Below are 16,386 nucleotides of genomic sequence, written 5' to 3'. Positions count from 1 at the left end.
AGTCTTTGTGATCTAGGGGTTTCAATCATCACCCACCCAGGTAGGGTCAGGAAGCGTCCAGCTCCCCTTGGAGGAGGTGAGGACCGTGGCAGCCCACGACGACGACATCAACCGCGGCATCCGGCCCGGGCGGGGGTCCGAAGACCCAGCCGGCCAGGTCGCCTATCTTGAGCAGGAAATCGCCGTCCTGCGACGTAAGCTCGCCGACTCTCCGCGCCATACGAGGATTCTCGAAGAGCGGATCGTCGAGTTGCAGACCAACCTGGCGGGCGTGTCCGCGCAGAATGAGCGGCTCGCCAACACACTCCGCGAGGCCCGCGACCAGATCGTGGCCCTCAAGGAAGAAGTCGACCGGCTCGCACAGCCACCCGCCGGATTCGGTGTGTTCTTGCAGGGCAATGAGGACGGCACCTGCGACATCTTCACCGGGGGCCGCAAGCTCCGGGTGAATGTCAGCCCCAGTGTCGAGCTCGACGACCTCCGGCGCGGCCAGGAAGTCATGCTCAATGAAGCGCTCAATGTGGTCGACGCCATGGAATTCGAGCGGGCCGGGGACATCGTCACCCTCAAGGAAATCCTCGAGGACGGCGAGCGGGCCCTGGTCATCGGGCACACCGACGAGGAACGGGTGGTGCGGCTCGCCGAGCCGCTGCTGGACATCACCATCCGCCCCGGCGACGCCCTGCTGCTCGAACCCAGGTCCGGCTACGTCTACGAAGTGGTCCCCAAGAGCGAGGTCGAAGAGCTCGTCCTCGAAGAGGTACCGGACATCGACTACGACAAGATCGGTGGTCTGGGCGACCAGATCGAGCTGATCCGGGACGCGGTCGAGCTCCCCTACCTCCACCCCGACCTCTTCAAGGAACACGAACTGCGGCCGCCGAAGGGCATCCTGCTCTACGGCCCGCCCGGCTGCGGCAAGACGCTCATCGCCAAGGCGGTGGCCAACTCCCTTGCCAAGAAGGTCGCCGAGGTCACCGGCCAGCCGACGGGCAAGAGCTACTTCCTCAACATCAAGGGCCCGGAGCTCCTCAACAAGTACGTCGGCGAGACCGAGCGGCACATCCGCCTGGTCTTCCAGCGTGCGCGTGAGAAGGCGAGCGAGGGCACCCCCGTCATCGTCTTCTTCGACGAGATGGAGTCCCTCTTCCGCACCCGCGGATCCGGCGTCAGCTCGGACGTGGAGAACACCATCGTCCCCCAGCTGCTCGCCGAGATCGACGGTGTCGAGGGCCTGGAGAATGTGATCGTCATCGGCGCCTCCAACCGCGAGGACATGATCGACCCCGCGATCCTGCGGCCCGGCCGCCTCGATGTGAAGATCAAGATCGAGCGTCCCGACGCGGAGGCCGCGAAGGACATCTTCGGGAAGTACCTCACGCCTTCGCTGCCCCTGCACGCCGACGACCTCGCGGAGCACACCGGCTCCAAGGAAGCCGCCGCGCACGCCATGATCCAGTCCGTCGTCGAGCGGATGTACACCGAGTCCGAGGAGAACCGCTTCCTCGAGGTCACGTACGCCAACGGTGACAAGGAAGTCCTCTACTTCAAGGACTTCAACTCCGGCGCGATGATCCAGAACATCGTCGACCGGGCCAAGAAGATGGCCATCAAGGCCTTCCTCGACCAGGGCCAGAAGGGCCTTCGCGTCTCCCATCTCCTCCAGGCGTGCGTGGACGAGTTCAAGGAGAACGAGGACCTGCCGAACACCACGAACCCGGACGACTGGGCCCGGATCTCCGGCAAGAAGGGCGAGCGGATCGTCTTCATCCGTACGCTCGTCACCGGAAAGCAGGGCGCGGACACCGGTCGCTCCATCGACACGGTGGCGAATACCGGGCAGTACCTGTAGCACGCCGACCGGCTGCGGATGCCCGGCCGGGCATCCGCAGCCGGTCGCTTTCCGGACAGCTCACGCGACACCGCAGCAATGACGTAATTGATCTCCCCACCACCGCAGAGTCGCTCTAGGCTCTTGCGTACCGCCCGGTCGCGCAGTGCGGGGACGGGCACCGCACACGCACCGGACAAGCAGCGGTACTTGAGCGCCGTTCCCTCAAGGGAGCGCCGCCGGGCAAGGAGGGCCGCATGACCGTACGGCGAGTAATGGGCATCGAGACGGAGTACGGGATCTCCGTCCCCGGCCACCCCAACGCCAATGCCATGCTCACCTCGTCCCAGATCGTCAACGCCTACGCAGCGGCGATGCACCGGGCGCGCCGCGCCCGCTGGGACTTCGAGGAGGAGAACCCGCTGCGGGACGCGCGAGGTTTCGACCTCGCCCGCGAGACCGCGGACTCCAGCCAGCTCACCGACGAGGACATCGGCCTCGCCAATGTCATCCTCACCAACGGGGCCCGTCTCTACGTCGACCACGCGCATCCCGAGTACAGCTCCCCGGAAGTCACCAATCCGTTGGACGCGGTCCTCTGGGACAAGGCCGGAGAGCGGATCATGGCCGAAGCGGCCGACCGCGCCGCCCAGCTTCCCGGCGCCCAGCCGATCCACCTCTACAAGAACAACACCGACAACAAGGGCGCCTCGTACGGCACGCACGAGAACTACCTGATGAAGCGGGAAACCCCCTTCTCCGACATCGTGCGCCATCTGACCCCGTTCTTCGTCTCCCGCCAGGTGGTCACCGGAGCCGGACGCGTGGGAATCGGACAGGACGGCCATGAGCACGGCTTTCAGATCAGTCAGCGCGCCGACTACTTCGAGGTCGAGGTGGGCCTGGAGACCACCCTCAAGCGCCCCATCATCAACACCCGTGACGAACCGCACTCCGACGCCGAGAAGTACCGCCGGCTCCATGTGATCATCGGCGACGCGAATCTCTCGGAGATCTCCACCTATCTCAAGCTCGGCACCACGGCCCTGGTCCTGTCCATGATCGAGGACGGTTTCATCAACGTCGATCTCGCGGTCGACCAGCCGGTGCGCACCCTGCACCACGTCTCCCACGACCCGACGCTGAAGCACCTGATCACGCTGCGCAGCGGCCGTACCCTCACCGCGGTGCAGCTCCAGATGGAGTACTTCGAGCTGGGCCGCAAATACGTCGAGGAACGGTACGGGGCGGACGCCGACGAGCAGACCAAGGACGTCCTGATCCGCTGGGAGGACACCCTCAACCGGCTGGAGAACGATCCGATGAGCCTGTCCGGCGAGCTCGACTGGATCGCCAAGCGGGAACTCATGGAGGGCTACCGCCGCCGGGACAGCCTGGACTGGGACGCCGCCCGTCTGCACCTGGTGGACCTCCAGTACGCCGACGTGAGGGCCGAGAAGGGCCTGTACAACCGTCTGGCGGCCCGCGGGAAGATGAAGCGCCTGCTGGACGCGGGTGACGTCGAGAAGGCCCGTACGGCCCCTCCGGAGGACACCAGGGCCTATTTCCGTGGCCGCTGCCTGGAGCAGTACGCCGACGACGTGGCCGCGGCCTCCTGGGACTCGGTCATCTTCGATCTGCCGGGCCATGACTCGCTGCAACGGGTGCCCACCCTGGAACCGCTCCGGGGCACCCGCGATCACGTCAAGGAGCTCCTGGACCGCTGCCGCACGGCGGAAGAGCTGGTCCAGGTGCTGTCGGGCGGCTGAAACGGCCGCGATCGGGGAATCATCGGGATGACCCCCGGACGTCTGGACAAGTACCGGGCCAATGTCGGACCCCGTGGGTAGGGTCTGATCAAGTGCTTCGAACCGAGCGGGGTGAGCTAGATGGCGACCAAGGACACCGGCGGCGGACAGCAGAAGGCGACGCGCTCCACCGAGGAGGTCGAGGAGCAGGCGCAGGACGCGCAGGCGTCCGACGACCTCAAGGAGCGCCAGGAGAAGCTGAGCGACGATGTCGACTCGGTTCTGGACGAGATCGACGACGTACTCGAAGAGAACGCGGAGGACTTCGTGCGTTCCTTCGTTCAAAAGGGTGGACAGTAGTTCACGAATGTGAACACGGGGGAGTGGAACGTGCGCGCGGTACGGGCGAGGTCGGCCCGTACCGCGCGGGCACAAGCGGGGCCGCAGGCCGTGCGGAGCCGCCCCCGCCGTTCATGTGGATCGCCGCCACGGGACGGGTAGGGTCCGTGGCGTAACCGCATCGACTGCAATTCGGCCATCGGCACGTTGGGAGAGGCTCCTGACACCTTGCTCAGGGCCGTCGCTTACCTGGAGGGAAACGCGTGGAAGCCAACACTCGTAGCACCGGGCGTCTACCAGCTGCCTTCCTGACGCCGGGATCCTCTTCGTTCATGGATTTCCTGTCCGGCCATTCTCCCGAGATGCTCCCGGGCAACCGCACCCTGCCGCCCCTGCAGGGGACCATCGAGGCGCCGCACGGGACGACCATCGTCGCGGTGACGTTCCCCGGCGGAGTGGTCCTCGCCGGTGACCGGCGAGCGACCATGGGCAATGTGATCGCGCAGCGTGCCATCGAGAAGGTCTTCCCGGCCGACGAGTATTCGGCGGTGGGCATCGCCGGCACGGCCGGGCTGGCCGTGGAGATGGTCAAGCTCTTCCAGCTGGAGCTGGAGCACTTCGAGAAGGTCGAGGGTGCCCAGCTCTCCCTGGAGGGCAAGGCGAACCGGCTCTCCACGATGATCCGCAGCAATCTGGCGATGGCCATGCAGGGCCTCGCCGTCGTGCCGCTCTTCGCAGGTTTCGACGTCGACCGCGAGAAGGGCCGGATCTTCTCGTACGACGTCACCGGCGGCCGTTCCGAGGAGCTCGGGTACGCGGCCACCGGCTCCGGGTCGGTCTTCGCCCGCGGATCGATGAAGAAGCTCTACCGCGAGGACCTGACGGAGCAGCAGGCGCTCACCCTGGTCGTGCAGGCGCTGTACGACGCCGCGGACGACGACTCGGCGACCGGCGGCCCCGATGTGGCCCGGCGGATCTACCCGATCGTCACCGTCATCACCGACGAAGGCTTCCGGAAGCTGGAGGAGGCGGAATCCTCCCAGATCGCCCGCTCGATCCTGGAACACCGGATGGAACAGCCCGACGGCCCGCGCGCCGCGCTGCTCTGACCGCCGTTCCGCTGCTTCTTGGATGCTCCAGTCACTGACAGAAAGGGACGGATAACCGGTGTCGACGCCGTTCTATGTCTCACCCCAGCAGGCCATGGCCGACCGGGCGGAATACGCCCGGAAGGGCATCGCCCGTGGTCGCAGCCTGGTTGTGCTGCAGTACGCCGACGGCATTGTGTTCGTCGGCGAGAACCCGTCCCGCGCGCTGCACAAGTTCAGCGAGATCTATGACCGGATCGGTTTCGCCGCCGCCGGCAAGTACAACGAGTACGAGAATCTCCGCATCGGCGGTGTGCGCTACGCCGATCTGCGTGGATACACCTACGACCGTGACGATGTGACGGCCCGTGGGCTGGCCAACGTCTACGCGCAGACGCTGGGCACCATCTTCTCCAGTGCGGCCGAGAAGCCGTACGAGGTGGAGCTGGTGGTCGCCGAGGTGGGGGTCGAACCCGAGGGCGACCAGATCTACCGGCTGCCGCACGACGGCTCCATCGTCGACGAGCACGGCTCGGTCGCGGTCGGTGGGAACGCCGAGCAGATCAGCACCTTCCTCGACCAGCGGCACCGGGACGGGATGACGCTCGCCGAGGCGCTCAAGCTGGCGGTGCAGGCCCTGTCCCGCGATCCCAACGGCAGCGAGCGGGAGATCCCTGCGGACCGGCTGGAGGTCGCGGTCCTGGACCGTACGAGGCCGCAGCAGCGCAAGTTCAAGCGGATCGTCGGACGCCAGCTGGCGCGGCTGCTGGAGGCGGACGGCGGCTCCGCACCGACGGACGCGCCCTCCGACGTCGAGGACGGCGAGGGGACCGATTCCTCCGGTACGGAGTCTCCTGCGGGCACGACGGATGTCCCCAAGTCCGCCGATTCCGGTGGGGACGTGGAGTCGTCCGAGGAGTAGTCGAGCACTGCGCCGGTGCCCCGGTCCGCCCTTCCCGGCGGGCCGGGGCACCGTCATGAGCGCGGGCCGTCCGACGGCGGGGGCGCGGAGGAGCCGCGGGCCACCAGGCGCACCGGCAGGCTGCCGGGCTCGGCGGGGCGGCCGTCCAGGACCGCGAGCAGGGCCGCCATGCCGCGTTCGCCGACCTGCTCGGCGGGCAGCCGCACGGTGGTGAGCTCCGGTTCGACGGCCGTGGCCAGGGCCAGATCGTCGAAGCCGGTGACGGAGAGGTCGCCGGGGACGCGGAGTCCGAGTCTGCGGGCGGCCTTGCAGGCGCCCGCGGCGAGGATGTCGTCGTCACAGACGATGGCCGTGGGCCGGGGACCGGGGGCGGCGAGTGCCCGCTCCGTCGCCTCCCGGCCCGCGTGCACGTCGAGTGTCGACGCGACGGTCCGCACAGAGGCGCCGGGGGCTGCCGCCAGGCTGTCGTGGAGCGCTCGGCCCCGGACGGCGAAGGTCCAGGAATCGACCGCCGACGCGAGGTGGACGAAGCGGCGGTGGCCGAGCGCGAGCAGATGGTCCGCCATCTGCCGCATACCGCCGGCGATGTCGAGGTTGACCCGGGCCGCGACCCCGGTGTCGGCCGGGTCGCTGTCGAGCATGACCAGCGGCAGACCGGCGCCGCGCAACGCGTCGAGCGCGCCCGCGGCCATGGACGAGGCGATCACCCCGTCGAGGGAGGCACGCGCCGAGGCGAAGGGGTCCCTGGCCGGCCCGGTGCCCTCGGGGGACGGATAGAGGACGACCCCGAAGCCGTGCTCGGCGGCGACCGCGGCGGCGCCGGTGTAGACGCGCGCGAAGAATTCGTTGGTGAGCGCGGGGACGACCAGCAGCGCGGTCCTGGTGCGGCCGAGCCGGAGACTGCGGGCGGCGAGGTTGGGCTGGTAGCCGAGGCCGCGGGCGGCGTCCCGCACGCGTCCGGCGGTGGCCTCGGAGACTCTTCCACGCCATTTGTCGCCGAGCACGAGGGAGACGGTGGCCTGCGAGACGCCTGCGGCCCGCGCGACATCGCGGCTGGTGGGCCGGGCCGGGCCGGGCTGTGGTGCGCTGGTCACTCGGGCCTCCCGGCCGGTCGGGGGCAGGCGCCGTGCGGTGGACCTGCGGACTGGGCACATGGTACGTATGGACCTCGACGTTATACGTAAAACCCCAGGGTGCCGGAGAGCATCCGAAGGAGAGGGCAGGACATGGCCGCGGGATATCTGGACATCCTCCGGGCGCGGCATGCCGCCCGGCTGCTGGCGGGGACCCTGGTGGGGCGGCTGCCGAACGCCACCGCGCCGGTCGCGATCGTGCTGTTCACCCGCGCCGAGGGCGGCACCTACACCCTCGCCGGCGCGCTCGCGGCCGTGTACGGGCTCGCCACCGCGGTCGGGCAGCCACTGCTGGGCCGCGCGGTGGACCTGTACGGTCAGCCGCGCGTCCAGCTCCCGGCCTCCCTGGCGTCGGCGCTGGGCATGGCCCTGCTGGCCCTGGTGGGCCTGGGATCGCTGCCGCTGGCCTACGGGGCGGTGATGGTGGCCGGCGTGTTCACCCCGCCACTGGAGGGCGGTCTGCGGGCCCTGTGGCCGTCCGTCCTCGGCGGCGAGGACCGGGTGCACCGGGCGTACGCGATGGACGCCGTCGCCCAGGAGGTCATGTTCACCGTGGGCCCGCTGCTGGTGACGCTGCTGGTCTCCAACTGGTCTCCCGCCGCCGCGCTGCTCGTCATCAACGTGATCGGCGTCCTGGGGGCGCTCTCGGTCGTCCTCTGCGAACCCTCACGCGCCTGGCGTTCCGCACCCCGCGAGGCACACTGGCTGGGCGCGCTGCGTTCACCGGGGCTGCTGGCGCTGCTCGGCTCGTTCTTCTTCGTCGGGCTCGCGCTCGGTTCGATCACGGTGGCCGGGGTGGCGTACGCCGACGACCACGGCCGGGAGTCGGTGTACGGCTGGCTGATGGCCGCGCTCGGGCTGGGTGCGCTGATCGGCGGCGCGGTGTACGGGGCGCGCCGGTGGGCCGGGGCACCGGAACGTCGGCTGCGGGTCATCGTCGCGCTGCTGGCACTGGGCTATCTGCCGCTGATGCTGACCCCCGGAGTGGTCGCCATGACCGCTTTGGCGGCAGTGTCCGGAGTCTTTCTGGCGCCCGCGATCGCCTGCTCGTTCATCGTGGTCGACCGGCATGCTCCGCGGGGCACGGTGACCGAGGCCTTCTCCTGGCTGGTGACGACGTTCGGGGTGGGCGCGGCGGCGGGAACGGCCGTGGCGGGCCCGGCCGTCGAACTGGGCGGCACGACGTGGAGTTTCGCCGTCGCGGGGGCCGGTGGGGTGGCGGCACTGCTGGTTCTCCTGGCCACGGGAAGGGTCCTCGCAGTTCCCGGACATACGGCTGTTGCCGCACAGGGTTCGGAAAATGATCGAGACGGTGCTGTCGAACCCGGTTTCAGCTCAGGCCATCAGGCGTAATGTTCAGTCATGGACCGCCGCATTTTCGGGCTGGAGAACGAGTACGGCGTCACGTGCACGTTCAGGGGACAGCGCCGACTGTCCCCTGATGAAGTGGCGCGCTACCTCTTCCGCCGTGTTGTGTCATGGGGCCGCAGCAGCAACGTCTTTCTGCGGAACGGCGCCCGCCTCTACCTCGACGTGGGATCGCATCCGGAATATGCAACCCCCGAATGCGACAACCTGACCGAACTGGTCACCCACGACAAGGCCGGCGAGCGCATTCTCGAAGGTCTGCTCGTCGACGCCGAACGCCGCCTGCACGAGGAGGGAATCGCGGGCGACGTCTACCTCTTCAAGAACAACACCGACTCGGCGGGAAACTCCTACGGCTGCCATGAGAACTATCTCGTGGCACGGCACGGGGAATTCTCCCGGCTCGCGGACATTCTCATTCCCTTCCTCGTCACGAGGCAGCTGATCTGCGGCGCGGGCAAGGTGCTGCAGACACCTCGGGGCGCCGTCTACTGCGTCAGCCAGCGTGCCGAGCACATCTGGGAGGGCGTCAGCTCCGCCACGACGCGTTCCCGCCCGATCATCAACACACGTGACGAACCGCACGCGGACGCGGAGCGGTACCGCCGCCTTCATGTCATCGTCGGTGACTCCAACATGTCCGAGACGACCATGCTGCTCAAGGTCGGCGCGACGGACCTGGTGCTCCGGATGATCGAGGCGGGCACCGTCATGCGGGATCTGACGCTGGAGAACCCGATCCGGGCGATCCGGGAGGTCAGCCACGACACCACGGGGCAGCGCAAGGTGCGTCTGGCCAGTGGCCGTGAGGCGTCCGCCATCGAGGTGCAGCGCGAGTACTACGAGAAGGCCGTCGACTTCGTCGACCGGCGCGGCATCCGCACCGGCACCGTCGCGCAGGTCCTGGAGCTGTGGGGCCGTACCCTCGACGCGATCGAGGCCGAGGACCTCGACCGGATCGAGACCGAGATCGACTGGGTCATGAAGTACAAGCTCATCGAGCGGTACCGGGCCAAGCACAACATGACCATGTCGCATCCGCGGGTCGCCCAGATAGACCTCGCGTACCACGACATCCACCGCCGTCGCGGGCTGTACTACCTGCTGGAGCGCAAGGGACAGGCCGCCCGTGTCTGCAACGACCTGAAGATCTTCGAGGGGAAGTCCGTGCCCCCGCAGACGACCAGGGCGCGGCTGCGCGGGGACTTCATCCGCCGGGCCCAGGAGCAGCGGCGGGACTTCACCGTCGACTGGGTCCATCTCAAGCTCAACGACCAGGCGCAGCGCACGGTGTTGTGCAAGGACCCGTTCCGTTCGGTGGACGACCGGGTGGAGAAGCTGATCGCCGGTATGTGAGCCGGCGACAGGACGACCTCGGCCTCCGACGCGACGCGGGCCCCGTACGTTCCTCGTACGGGGCCCTGCGTACGCCCTAGAGTGTCGGGGACTCAACCAACTGTGCCGTCTGAGATCTGAGGAACAAGTGCGCCGACTTGCCGGCCTTCTCGTCGTCCCCCTGTTGCTGCTGTCAGCGGCTTGTGGGAATGAGAAGGGCTCCGCTTCAGCTTCCGCTTCGGCTTCCGCCGAGTCCGAGAACGGGTTCCCCGCCATTACCGCGGGTGCCAAGTTCGGCGAGAAGCCCACGCTGTCCAAGGGGACCGGAAACCCGCCCAAGGAGCTGAAGACCAGAGTCGTCAGCCAGGGTGACGGGGCCACACTCAAGAACGGCGACGCGATCCAGGTCAACTACCTCGGGCAGGCCTGGGACTCCGACAAGCCCTTCGACAACAGTTTCGACCGCAAGCAGCCGTTCGATCTGACCCTCGGCGCCGGCATGGTCATCCAGGGCTGGGACAAGGGCCTCGTCGGCCAGAAGGTCGGCAGCCGGGTAGAGCTGGTCATTCCGCCGGACCTCGGTTACGGGGCGCAGGGCCAGGGCGACATCAAGCCGAACGCCACGCTCGTCTTCGTCGTCGACGTTCTGAAGGCGACGCAGATCCCGGCGTCCGCCAAGGGCACCGAGGTCGCCCAGGACAATGTCGATCTGCCGAAGGTCGGCACCAACACGGACGGCAAGGCCCCGAAGGTCACCATCCCCACCAAGACCGCCCCGCCGACGAAGCTCGTCTCCCAGTACATCCTGGAGTCCAAGGGCGACGTCGTGAAGGACACCGACAGCGTCGTCGTGAACTACGTGGGTCTGCTGTGGAAGGACGGCAAGACGTTCGACAGCACCTACTCCGCCGGCAAGACACAGACCTTCCCGCTCGCCCAGGTCACCCTCAAGGGGCTCAAGAACGGTCTCGTCGGCAAGAAGATCGGCAGCCGGGTGCTCCTCGTCATTCCGCCGGACCAGGGTTTCGGCGACAAGGCGCAGCAGACCATTCCGGCGAAGTCCACGCTGGTCTTCGCCGTGGACATCCTGGCGAAGATGTAAGACTGTCCCGGTTGCCCAGTTCATCATTAAGAGGAGCAAGTCAGTGAGCATCGAGAAGCCCGAGATCGACTTCCCGGGTGGCGAGCCGCCGGCCGACCTGGAGATCAAGGACATCTGGGAAGGCGACGGCGCGGTGGCCGAGGCGGGCGCCACCGTCTCCGTCCACTACGTGGGCGTGGCCTTCTCCACCGGCGAGGAGTTCGACGCCTCCTGGAACCGCGGCGCCCCGCTGCAGTTCCAGCTCGGTGCCGGCCAGGTCATCTCCGGCTGGGACAAGGGCGTGCAGGGCATGAAGGTCGGCGGCCGTCGCCAGCTGACCATCCCCGCGCACCTCGCGTACGGCGACCGCGGCGCCGGTGGCGGCCGTATCGCCCCCGGCGAGACGCTGATCTTCGTCTGCGACCTGGTCGCCGTCTGATCCGCGTCCATACGCCGCCAGGGCCCGTGCCGCAAGGCACGGGCCCTCGCTTTTGTCCGGACACCGCGTAGCGGTACGGTCGACGGTCGTAGAGCAAAACAGAAAGGGCGTCGATGGCGATTGCCAAGGCCGAGCGGCTGATGAACCTGGCCCTGTGTCTGCTGGGGACCCGGCGCCCGCTGAGCAAGCGCGAGCTGCGCGGCTCCATCGAGGCCTATCTGGAAGCGGGCTCCGACGACGCCTTCAACCGGATGTTCGAGCGTGACAAGGACGATCTGCGCGAGCTCGGTCTGGTCATCGAGACCGTGGAGAGCCTGGACGGCGACACGGGCTATCTCGCCCGCCGCGACAGCAACCGGCTGCCCCCGATCACGCTGGACGCGGAGGAGGCCGCCGCGCTGGGGCTGGCCGCCAAGGTCTGGCAGCAGGCGCGGCTGGCCGGTGCCGCCAGCGGTGCGCTGCAGAAGCTGCGGGCCGCGGGCATGCCGGAGGCCGAGGACGCCTACGAGGTGCACAGCGCCCTCGAACCCCGTATCCCCGTCCACGAGGCCGCGTTCGAGCCTTTGATGCTGGCCTGCCGGGACCGCCGCCCGGTGACCTTCGACTACCGCAAGGCCAACGCCGCCCGGCCCGAGCAGCGCCAGGTCGAGCCGTGGACGCTGGAGTGCTGGCGCGGCCACTGGTATCTGGCCGGCTGGGACCGGGACCGCGGCGCCGAACGGGTCTTCCGCCTCTCCCGGATCACCGGCCGGGTCCGCTCCCGGGCCGGCACCTTCACCGCCGAGGTGCCCGACGTCGTGACCGTCCGCGAGACCGTGGAGAGCTGGGCGGGGGAGACGGCGACCCGGACCGCGCTGATCAGGCTGCGGACCGGTGCCGGATACCCGCTGCGCTCGCGCGCCATATCGGTCCGGGAACTCGGAGACGGGTGGGACGAGTTGGAGATTCCGTACGGACACGGCCTGGACGCCTGGCTCGTCGAGTTCGGTCCGGACGTCGTCGTACGGGAACCCGCCGATCTGCGGGCCGATGTGGTGGACCGGCTGCGCGCCGTGGCCAAGGACTGAGGGGACTTATTCATGGCCACGAACGCGATCGACCAGACCCGCCGGATGCTCTCCCTGGTGACGTATCTGCGCGAGCGCCCCGGTGCCCACGTCCAGGACGTGGCCCGCGCCTTCGGGATCAGCGAGGACGAACTGATCTCGGACCTCGACGTGCTGCCCATGTGCGGTACGAGCTTCCGCGGCGGGGACCTGCTGGACATCGACACCGACGGCGACCGGATCTGGTGGCACAACCCGGACGATGTCGCGGAGCCGCTGCGGCTCGCCGCCGACGAGGCGACGGCGCTCCTGGTCGCCGCACGCGCCGTGGCCACGCTGCCGGGGCTGCGCGAGAGCGACCGGCAGGCGCTGCTGCGGGCCACCGCGAAGCTGGAGACCGCGGCCGGCGAGGTGGGGGCGGCGAGTTCGCGGCTCTCGGTCACCTTCGAGTCCGAGGGCGGTGTCTTCGCCGACGTCGATCGGGCGATCTCGGAGCGGCGCCGGCTGTGGCTGCGCTACTACTCGCCCGCGCGCGACGAACTCACCGAGCGCGAGGTGGACCCGATCCGGCTGTTCGCCGTGGGGCACACGTACATGGAGGCCTGGTGCAGGTCCTCCGAGGACCGGCGTACGTTCCGGCTCGACCGGGTGGCCGAGATCCGGCTGCTGGACGAGCCGGCCGCACCACCCGAGCTCGAACTGCGTGATCTGTCCGAGGGGCTCGTCCAGCCGGCGGCCGAGGACCCGGAGGTCGTGGTGGAGGTGGGCCCCGGCGGACGGTGGGTCGCCGAGTACTATCCGCACGACAGCGCCCAGGAACTGCCAGACGGCGGGCTGCGGATCACCCTGCGCACCCCCGACCCGGCCTCGCTGCGCAGACTCGCGCTGCGGCTCGGCGGAGAAGGACGCATCGTCTCTCCGCCCGAACTGGCACAGAGCGCGCGGAGAGCGGCCCGTGCGGCGCTCGCCGCCTACGACGACCCGGCCTGAGCGGATACCCGAGGGAGATATGAGCAACATGCCTGTGGTGTCGGGCGTTCCGACCGTGGTGGTGCCCGAATCCGTACGGTTCAAGGCCGCATGCCCGGACTGTCGCGAACGGTTCGAACTGGCCGCCGGTGCCATCCGTCTCGCCGTGGGCGCCAGCCGCCGGACGACGTTCTACTCGTTCACCTGCCCGGCGTGCGGCGCGGCCGTGCGCAAGCCCGCGGGGGAACGGATAGTCGAGCTCCTCACTGTCGGCGGGGTGCGGACGCTGCGTCTCCACACCAGCCTTTAGGCCGGCCGGCGTGCCGGTCGACCTCGGAACTTCGGACACCTAGACACATTGAGGCTCTGCGCATGTTCTGGCCCATGCTCGCCATCGCCCTGGGGTTCCTCGGGATCGCCGTCCTCGGGGTGCTGGCCGTCAAGGTCTTCGTCGAGGCCCAGCGTCTGGGCCGTCAGGTGACCCGGACCACCCAGCGCATCAACCGGGCCGCCGAGGACCTCGAACGGGCCGCGACGGATCTTGCCGCCACGGGTGAAGCGCTGCGCTAGGGCCCAACGAGCCCACCTTCGTGTGAGGCTGTGAGCTGGGCCGATGGATCGGAGCGGGCGTGGCCTCCAGTTTCCCGGGTTCGGGGGGTACGCTGCTGAACGCGGCCCTGAGAGCGAGGCATGGGCCGTAATCGCAAGGATGCATGGGTATTGCCCTGCGTTTACTCCTGCGGGATACGATCGCTGACAGTACGACGATCGGACGTCCGTCCGACGTTTGGTCCGCCCCACCCCTGCTGCCTCGGTGAGAAGGTACACGCATATGTTCGGAAGGCTCGGCGCTCCCGAGATCATCCTGATCCTCGTCGTCGTTGTTCTGCTGTTCGGCGCGAAGAAGCTTCCTGACATGGCTCGCTCCCTCGGCAAGTCGGCCCGCATCCTCAAGAGCGAGGCCAAGGCCATGAAGTCCGAGGGCGGCCCGTCGGCCACCCCGGCCGAGCCGGCGAACGACACCGCCCAGGACCAGGCGGCCCCGCGCACCATCAAGGCGGCGCCGGGTGACGTGACCAGTTCGCGTCCGGTCGCAGAGCCGACCGACTCCACCAAGCGCTGACCAACGGGCCGACGCAGGCATCTCCTGATCGGTGACGGCCTGCTGCACGAGATGAGGACGTGGGTTGCTCAAGTCTGCCCGCAAGCAGGAGACGGACCCAGAGGGCCGCATGCCCCTGGTGGAGCACCTGCGTGAACTGCGTAACCGGCTGGCGAAGGGCCTGCTGGGGATCGTCGTAGTCACCATCGTGGCCGCGTTCTTCTACAGGGGGATCATCGAGTTCTTCACCGACCCGGTACTGAAGTCGGTCGGTTGCGAGTCGAGCTTCGCCGAACTCGCCAAGAAGGTGGACGGTACGTGCGCGCGTATCGTCCTGAACGGCCTGCTCACCCCGTTCACCCTCGCACTCAAGGTCTCCCTGATGGCAGGCATCGTCTTTGCCTCGCCGATCTGGCTCTACCAGCTGTGGGCCTTCGTCGCGCCGGGGCTGCACAAGCACGAGAAGAAGTATTCGCTCGCCTTCGTCGGCGCGGGCTTCCCGCTCTTCCTCGCCGGCGGATTCTTCGCGTACAAGACCCTGCCCACGATGGCGCGGGTGCTCCTGGACTTCTCGCCGGGCGGCGTCGACAACCAGCTGCCGCTGGACGAGCTGCTCGATCTGATCACACGCATGGTGGTGGTCTTCGGGCTCTCCTTCGAGCTGCCCCTGCTGCTCGTCATGCTGAACTTCGGCGGGGTCATCACCGGCAAGCGGATGCTCGGCTGGTGGCGGGGCATGATCATGGGCATCACGGTCTTCGCCGCGGTGGCCACCCCCAGCACCGACCCGATGACCATGCTGATGCTCGCCGGACCGATCTGGGCGCTCTACTTCGTGGCCACGGCGATCTCGCTGCTCAACGACCGACGCAAGGCACAGCTCGCGGCGGCGGGTCCCGCCGACGACGAGGCGTCGGAGCTGGACCTCACCCCCGAGGACGTCGGTGAGATCGAACCGGTCTCGTCCGGCCGTTCGCTGCCCACCCAGACGAAGTCGGACCACGACCGGGTCAACGGTTACGACGACATCACCTGACCTTGTAGGGTCCCCGGGTGACCAGCGAGATCACCCTCTTCGTCAATCCCACCGCAGGAAGCGGCCGGGGCGCGCGTGCCGCGCAGCCGGCCGCTTCCGCGTTGCGGGACGCCGGATTCTCCGTGCGCACGGTTCTCGGCGAGGACGCCGACGACGCGCTGCGACGGGCCCGTGAGGCCGTCGCCGGTGGGACCGGCGCGCTGATAGCGGTGGGCGGGGACGGCATGATGTCCCTCGCCCTGCAGGCCGTTGCCGGGACGACCACGCCGCTCGGGGTGGTCGCCGTGGGCACGGGGAACGACTTCGCCCGCGCGCTCGGGATGCCGATACGGGATCCGGGCGCGGCCGGACGGCTGGCCGCGGAGGCGCTCAAGGGCGGCGCCGTCCGCGAGGTCGACCTCGGCAGGGTCGGTGAGCGCTGGTTCGGCTCCGTGCTCGCCTCCGGCTTCGACTCCCGGGTCAACGACCGCGGCAACCGGATGCGCTGGGTCGGCGGACGGTTCAAGTACGACCTCGCGATCCTCGCCGAACTCGCTGCGTTCAAGCCCATCCCGTACCGCATCAGGCTGGACGGCGGACCGGTCCGGGAGATCGAGGCCACGCTCATCGCCGTCGGCAACGGGTCGACCTACGGCGGGGGCATGCGGATCTGCGCGGACGCCGCCATGGACGACGGCCTCTTCGACGTGACCGTCCTCGGAGACTGCAGCCGCACCACACTCCTCAAGGTCTTCCCCCGCGTCTACAAGGGGACGCACCTCAGCCACCCCCGGGTCACCGTGCACCGGGTCACCTCGATCGAGCTCGCCGCAGCCGGTGTCACCGCGTACGCGGACGGTGAGCAACTCGGGGCGCTGCCGCTGACCGCGACCTGTGTACCGGGTGCGGTGAGAGTGCTGGCCCCGGGTTCTCCCGGCGTGATTTAAAGATCGCGTCACTGTCGGAGGCG

At 68.6% G+C, this 16,386-nt stretch carries 17 protein-coding genes and 1 pseudogene; 17 read left to right on the top strand and 1 reads right to left on the bottom strand.

Annotated elements, in window-relative coordinates:
• Positions 1–85: 85 nt before the first annotated feature.
• The 6 genes and pseudogenes from arc (at position 86) to prcA (ending at position 5,928) form a co-directional block, all read left to right on the top strand.
• On the top strand, positions 86–1,852 hold the full coding sequence (gene arc / locus ACZ68L_RS05395; RefSeq protein WP_469574330.1) for a proteasome ATPase: 1,767 nt from the start codon (positions 86–88) through the stop codon (positions 1,850–1,852).
• Positions 1,853–2,088: 236 nt separating this feature from the next.
• Positions 2,089–3,600, top strand: a complete 1,512-nt coding sequence (gene dop, locus ACZ68L_RS05390; protein ID WP_469574328.1) for a depupylase/deamidase Dop — start codon at positions 2,089–2,091, stop codon at positions 3,598–3,600.
• A 120-nt stretch (positions 3,601–3,720) separates the two neighbouring features.
• Positions 3,721–3,939: a ubiquitin-like protein Pup gene (locus ACZ68L_RS05385; protein ID WP_108011740.1), complete on the top strand. Its 219-nt coding sequence runs from the start codon at positions 3,721–3,723 to the stop codon at positions 3,937–3,939.
• A gap of 91 nt (positions 3,940–4,030) precedes the next feature.
• Positions 4,031–4,230 (top strand): annotated as a pseudogene (locus ACZ68L_RS05380) (endonuclease domain-containing protein); the annotation flags it as partial.
• Positions 4,182–5,027: a proteasome subunit beta gene (gene prcB / locus ACZ68L_RS05375; protein ID WP_469574326.1), complete on the top strand. Its 846-nt coding sequence runs from the start codon at positions 4,182–4,184 to the stop codon at positions 5,025–5,027. The pseudogene ACZ68L_RS05380 and the gene prcB, both read left to right, overlap by 49 nt.
• 58 nt (positions 5,028–5,085) lie before the next feature.
• Entirely contained in the window at positions 5,086–5,928 is an 843-nt protein-coding gene (prcA, locus tag ACZ68L_RS05370; protein ID WP_469574325.1) for a proteasome subunit alpha, read from the top strand.
• 53 nt (positions 5,929–5,981) lie between these two features.
• On the opposite strand, the gene ACZ68L_RS05365 is transcribed toward prcA, so the two are convergent.
• Positions 5,982–7,022 carry a LacI family DNA-binding transcriptional regulator gene (locus ACZ68L_RS05365; protein ID WP_469574324.1) on the bottom strand — a complete coding sequence of 347 codons (1,041 nt, stop codon included), beginning with the start codon at positions 7,020–7,022 and terminating at the stop codon, positions 5,982–5,984.
• Between the two features lie 132 nt (positions 7,023–7,154).
• Here ACZ68L_RS05365 and ACZ68L_RS05360 point away from each other — a divergent pair, with 132 nt between their 5' ends.
• The 11 genes from ACZ68L_RS05360 to ACZ68L_RS05310 all read left to right on the top strand — a co-directional run bounded on the left by ACZ68L_RS05360 (position 7,155) and on the right by ACZ68L_RS05310 (position 16,363).
• Positions 7,155–8,414 (top strand): MFS transporter, encoded by a 1,260-nt coding sequence (locus ACZ68L_RS05360; RefSeq protein ID WP_469574323.1) that lies wholly within the window; start codon positions 7,155–7,157, stop codon positions 8,412–8,414.
• A gap of 9 nt (positions 8,415–8,423) precedes the next feature.
• On the top strand, positions 8,424–9,785 hold the full coding sequence (pafA, locus tag ACZ68L_RS05355) for a Pup--protein ligase (RefSeq protein ID WP_093541264.1): 1,362 nt from the start codon (positions 8,424–8,426) through the stop codon (positions 9,783–9,785).
• Between the two features lie 127 nt (positions 9,786–9,912).
• Positions 9,913–10,866 (top strand): FKBP-type peptidyl-prolyl cis-trans isomerase, encoded by a 954-nt coding sequence (locus ACZ68L_RS05350; RefSeq protein WP_469574322.1) that lies wholly within the window; start codon positions 9,913–9,915, stop codon positions 10,864–10,866.
• A 43-nt stretch (positions 10,867–10,909) separates the two neighbouring features.
• Positions 10,910–11,284: an FKBP-type peptidyl-prolyl cis-trans isomerase gene (locus ACZ68L_RS05345; protein ID WP_351079199.1), complete on the top strand. Its 375-nt coding sequence runs from the start codon at positions 10,910–10,912 to the stop codon at positions 11,282–11,284.
• A gap of 113 nt (positions 11,285–11,397) precedes the next feature.
• Complete coding sequence (locus ACZ68L_RS05340) at positions 11,398–12,351, top strand: helix-turn-helix transcriptional regulator (protein ID WP_469574321.1); 954 nt, start codon at positions 11,398–11,400, stop codon at positions 12,349–12,351.
• A 12-nt stretch (positions 12,352–12,363) separates the two neighbouring features.
• Positions 12,364–13,320, top strand: coding sequence for a helix-turn-helix transcriptional regulator (locus ACZ68L_RS05335; protein ID WP_351079204.1), 957 nt, complete (start codon positions 12,364–12,366; stop codon positions 13,318–13,320).
• 19 nt (positions 13,321–13,339) lie between these two features.
• Positions 13,340–13,609: a hypothetical protein gene (locus tag ACZ68L_RS05330; protein ID WP_361444330.1), complete on the top strand. Its 270-nt coding sequence runs from the start codon at positions 13,340–13,342 to the stop codon at positions 13,607–13,609.
• 62 nt (positions 13,610–13,671) lie between these two features.
• A complete protein-coding gene (locus tag ACZ68L_RS05325; protein WP_124718718.1) occupies positions 13,672–13,869 on the top strand; it encodes a hypothetical protein in 198 nt (65 codons plus the stop codon).
• A gap of 262 nt (positions 13,870–14,131) precedes the next feature.
• Entirely contained in the window at positions 14,132–14,422 is a 291-nt protein-coding gene (tatA, locus tag ACZ68L_RS05320; protein ID WP_469574319.1) for a Sec-independent protein translocase subunit TatA, read from the top strand.
• A gap of 64 nt (positions 14,423–14,486) precedes the next feature.
• A complete protein-coding gene (gene tatC, locus ACZ68L_RS05315; RefSeq protein WP_469574318.1) occupies positions 14,487–15,437 on the top strand; it encodes a twin-arginine translocase subunit TatC in 951 nt (316 codons plus the stop codon).
• 17 nt (positions 15,438–15,454) lie between these two features.
• Complete coding sequence (locus ACZ68L_RS05310) at positions 15,455–16,363, top strand: diacylglycerol kinase (protein WP_469574317.1); 909 nt, start codon at positions 15,455–15,457, stop codon at positions 16,361–16,363.
• The last annotated feature ends 23 nt before the right edge of the window (positions 16,364–16,386 follow it).

This window comes from Streptomyces sp. NPDC104309, assembly GCF_055584025.1.
This window is presented reverse-complemented; position numbering and strand designations above follow the sequence as displayed.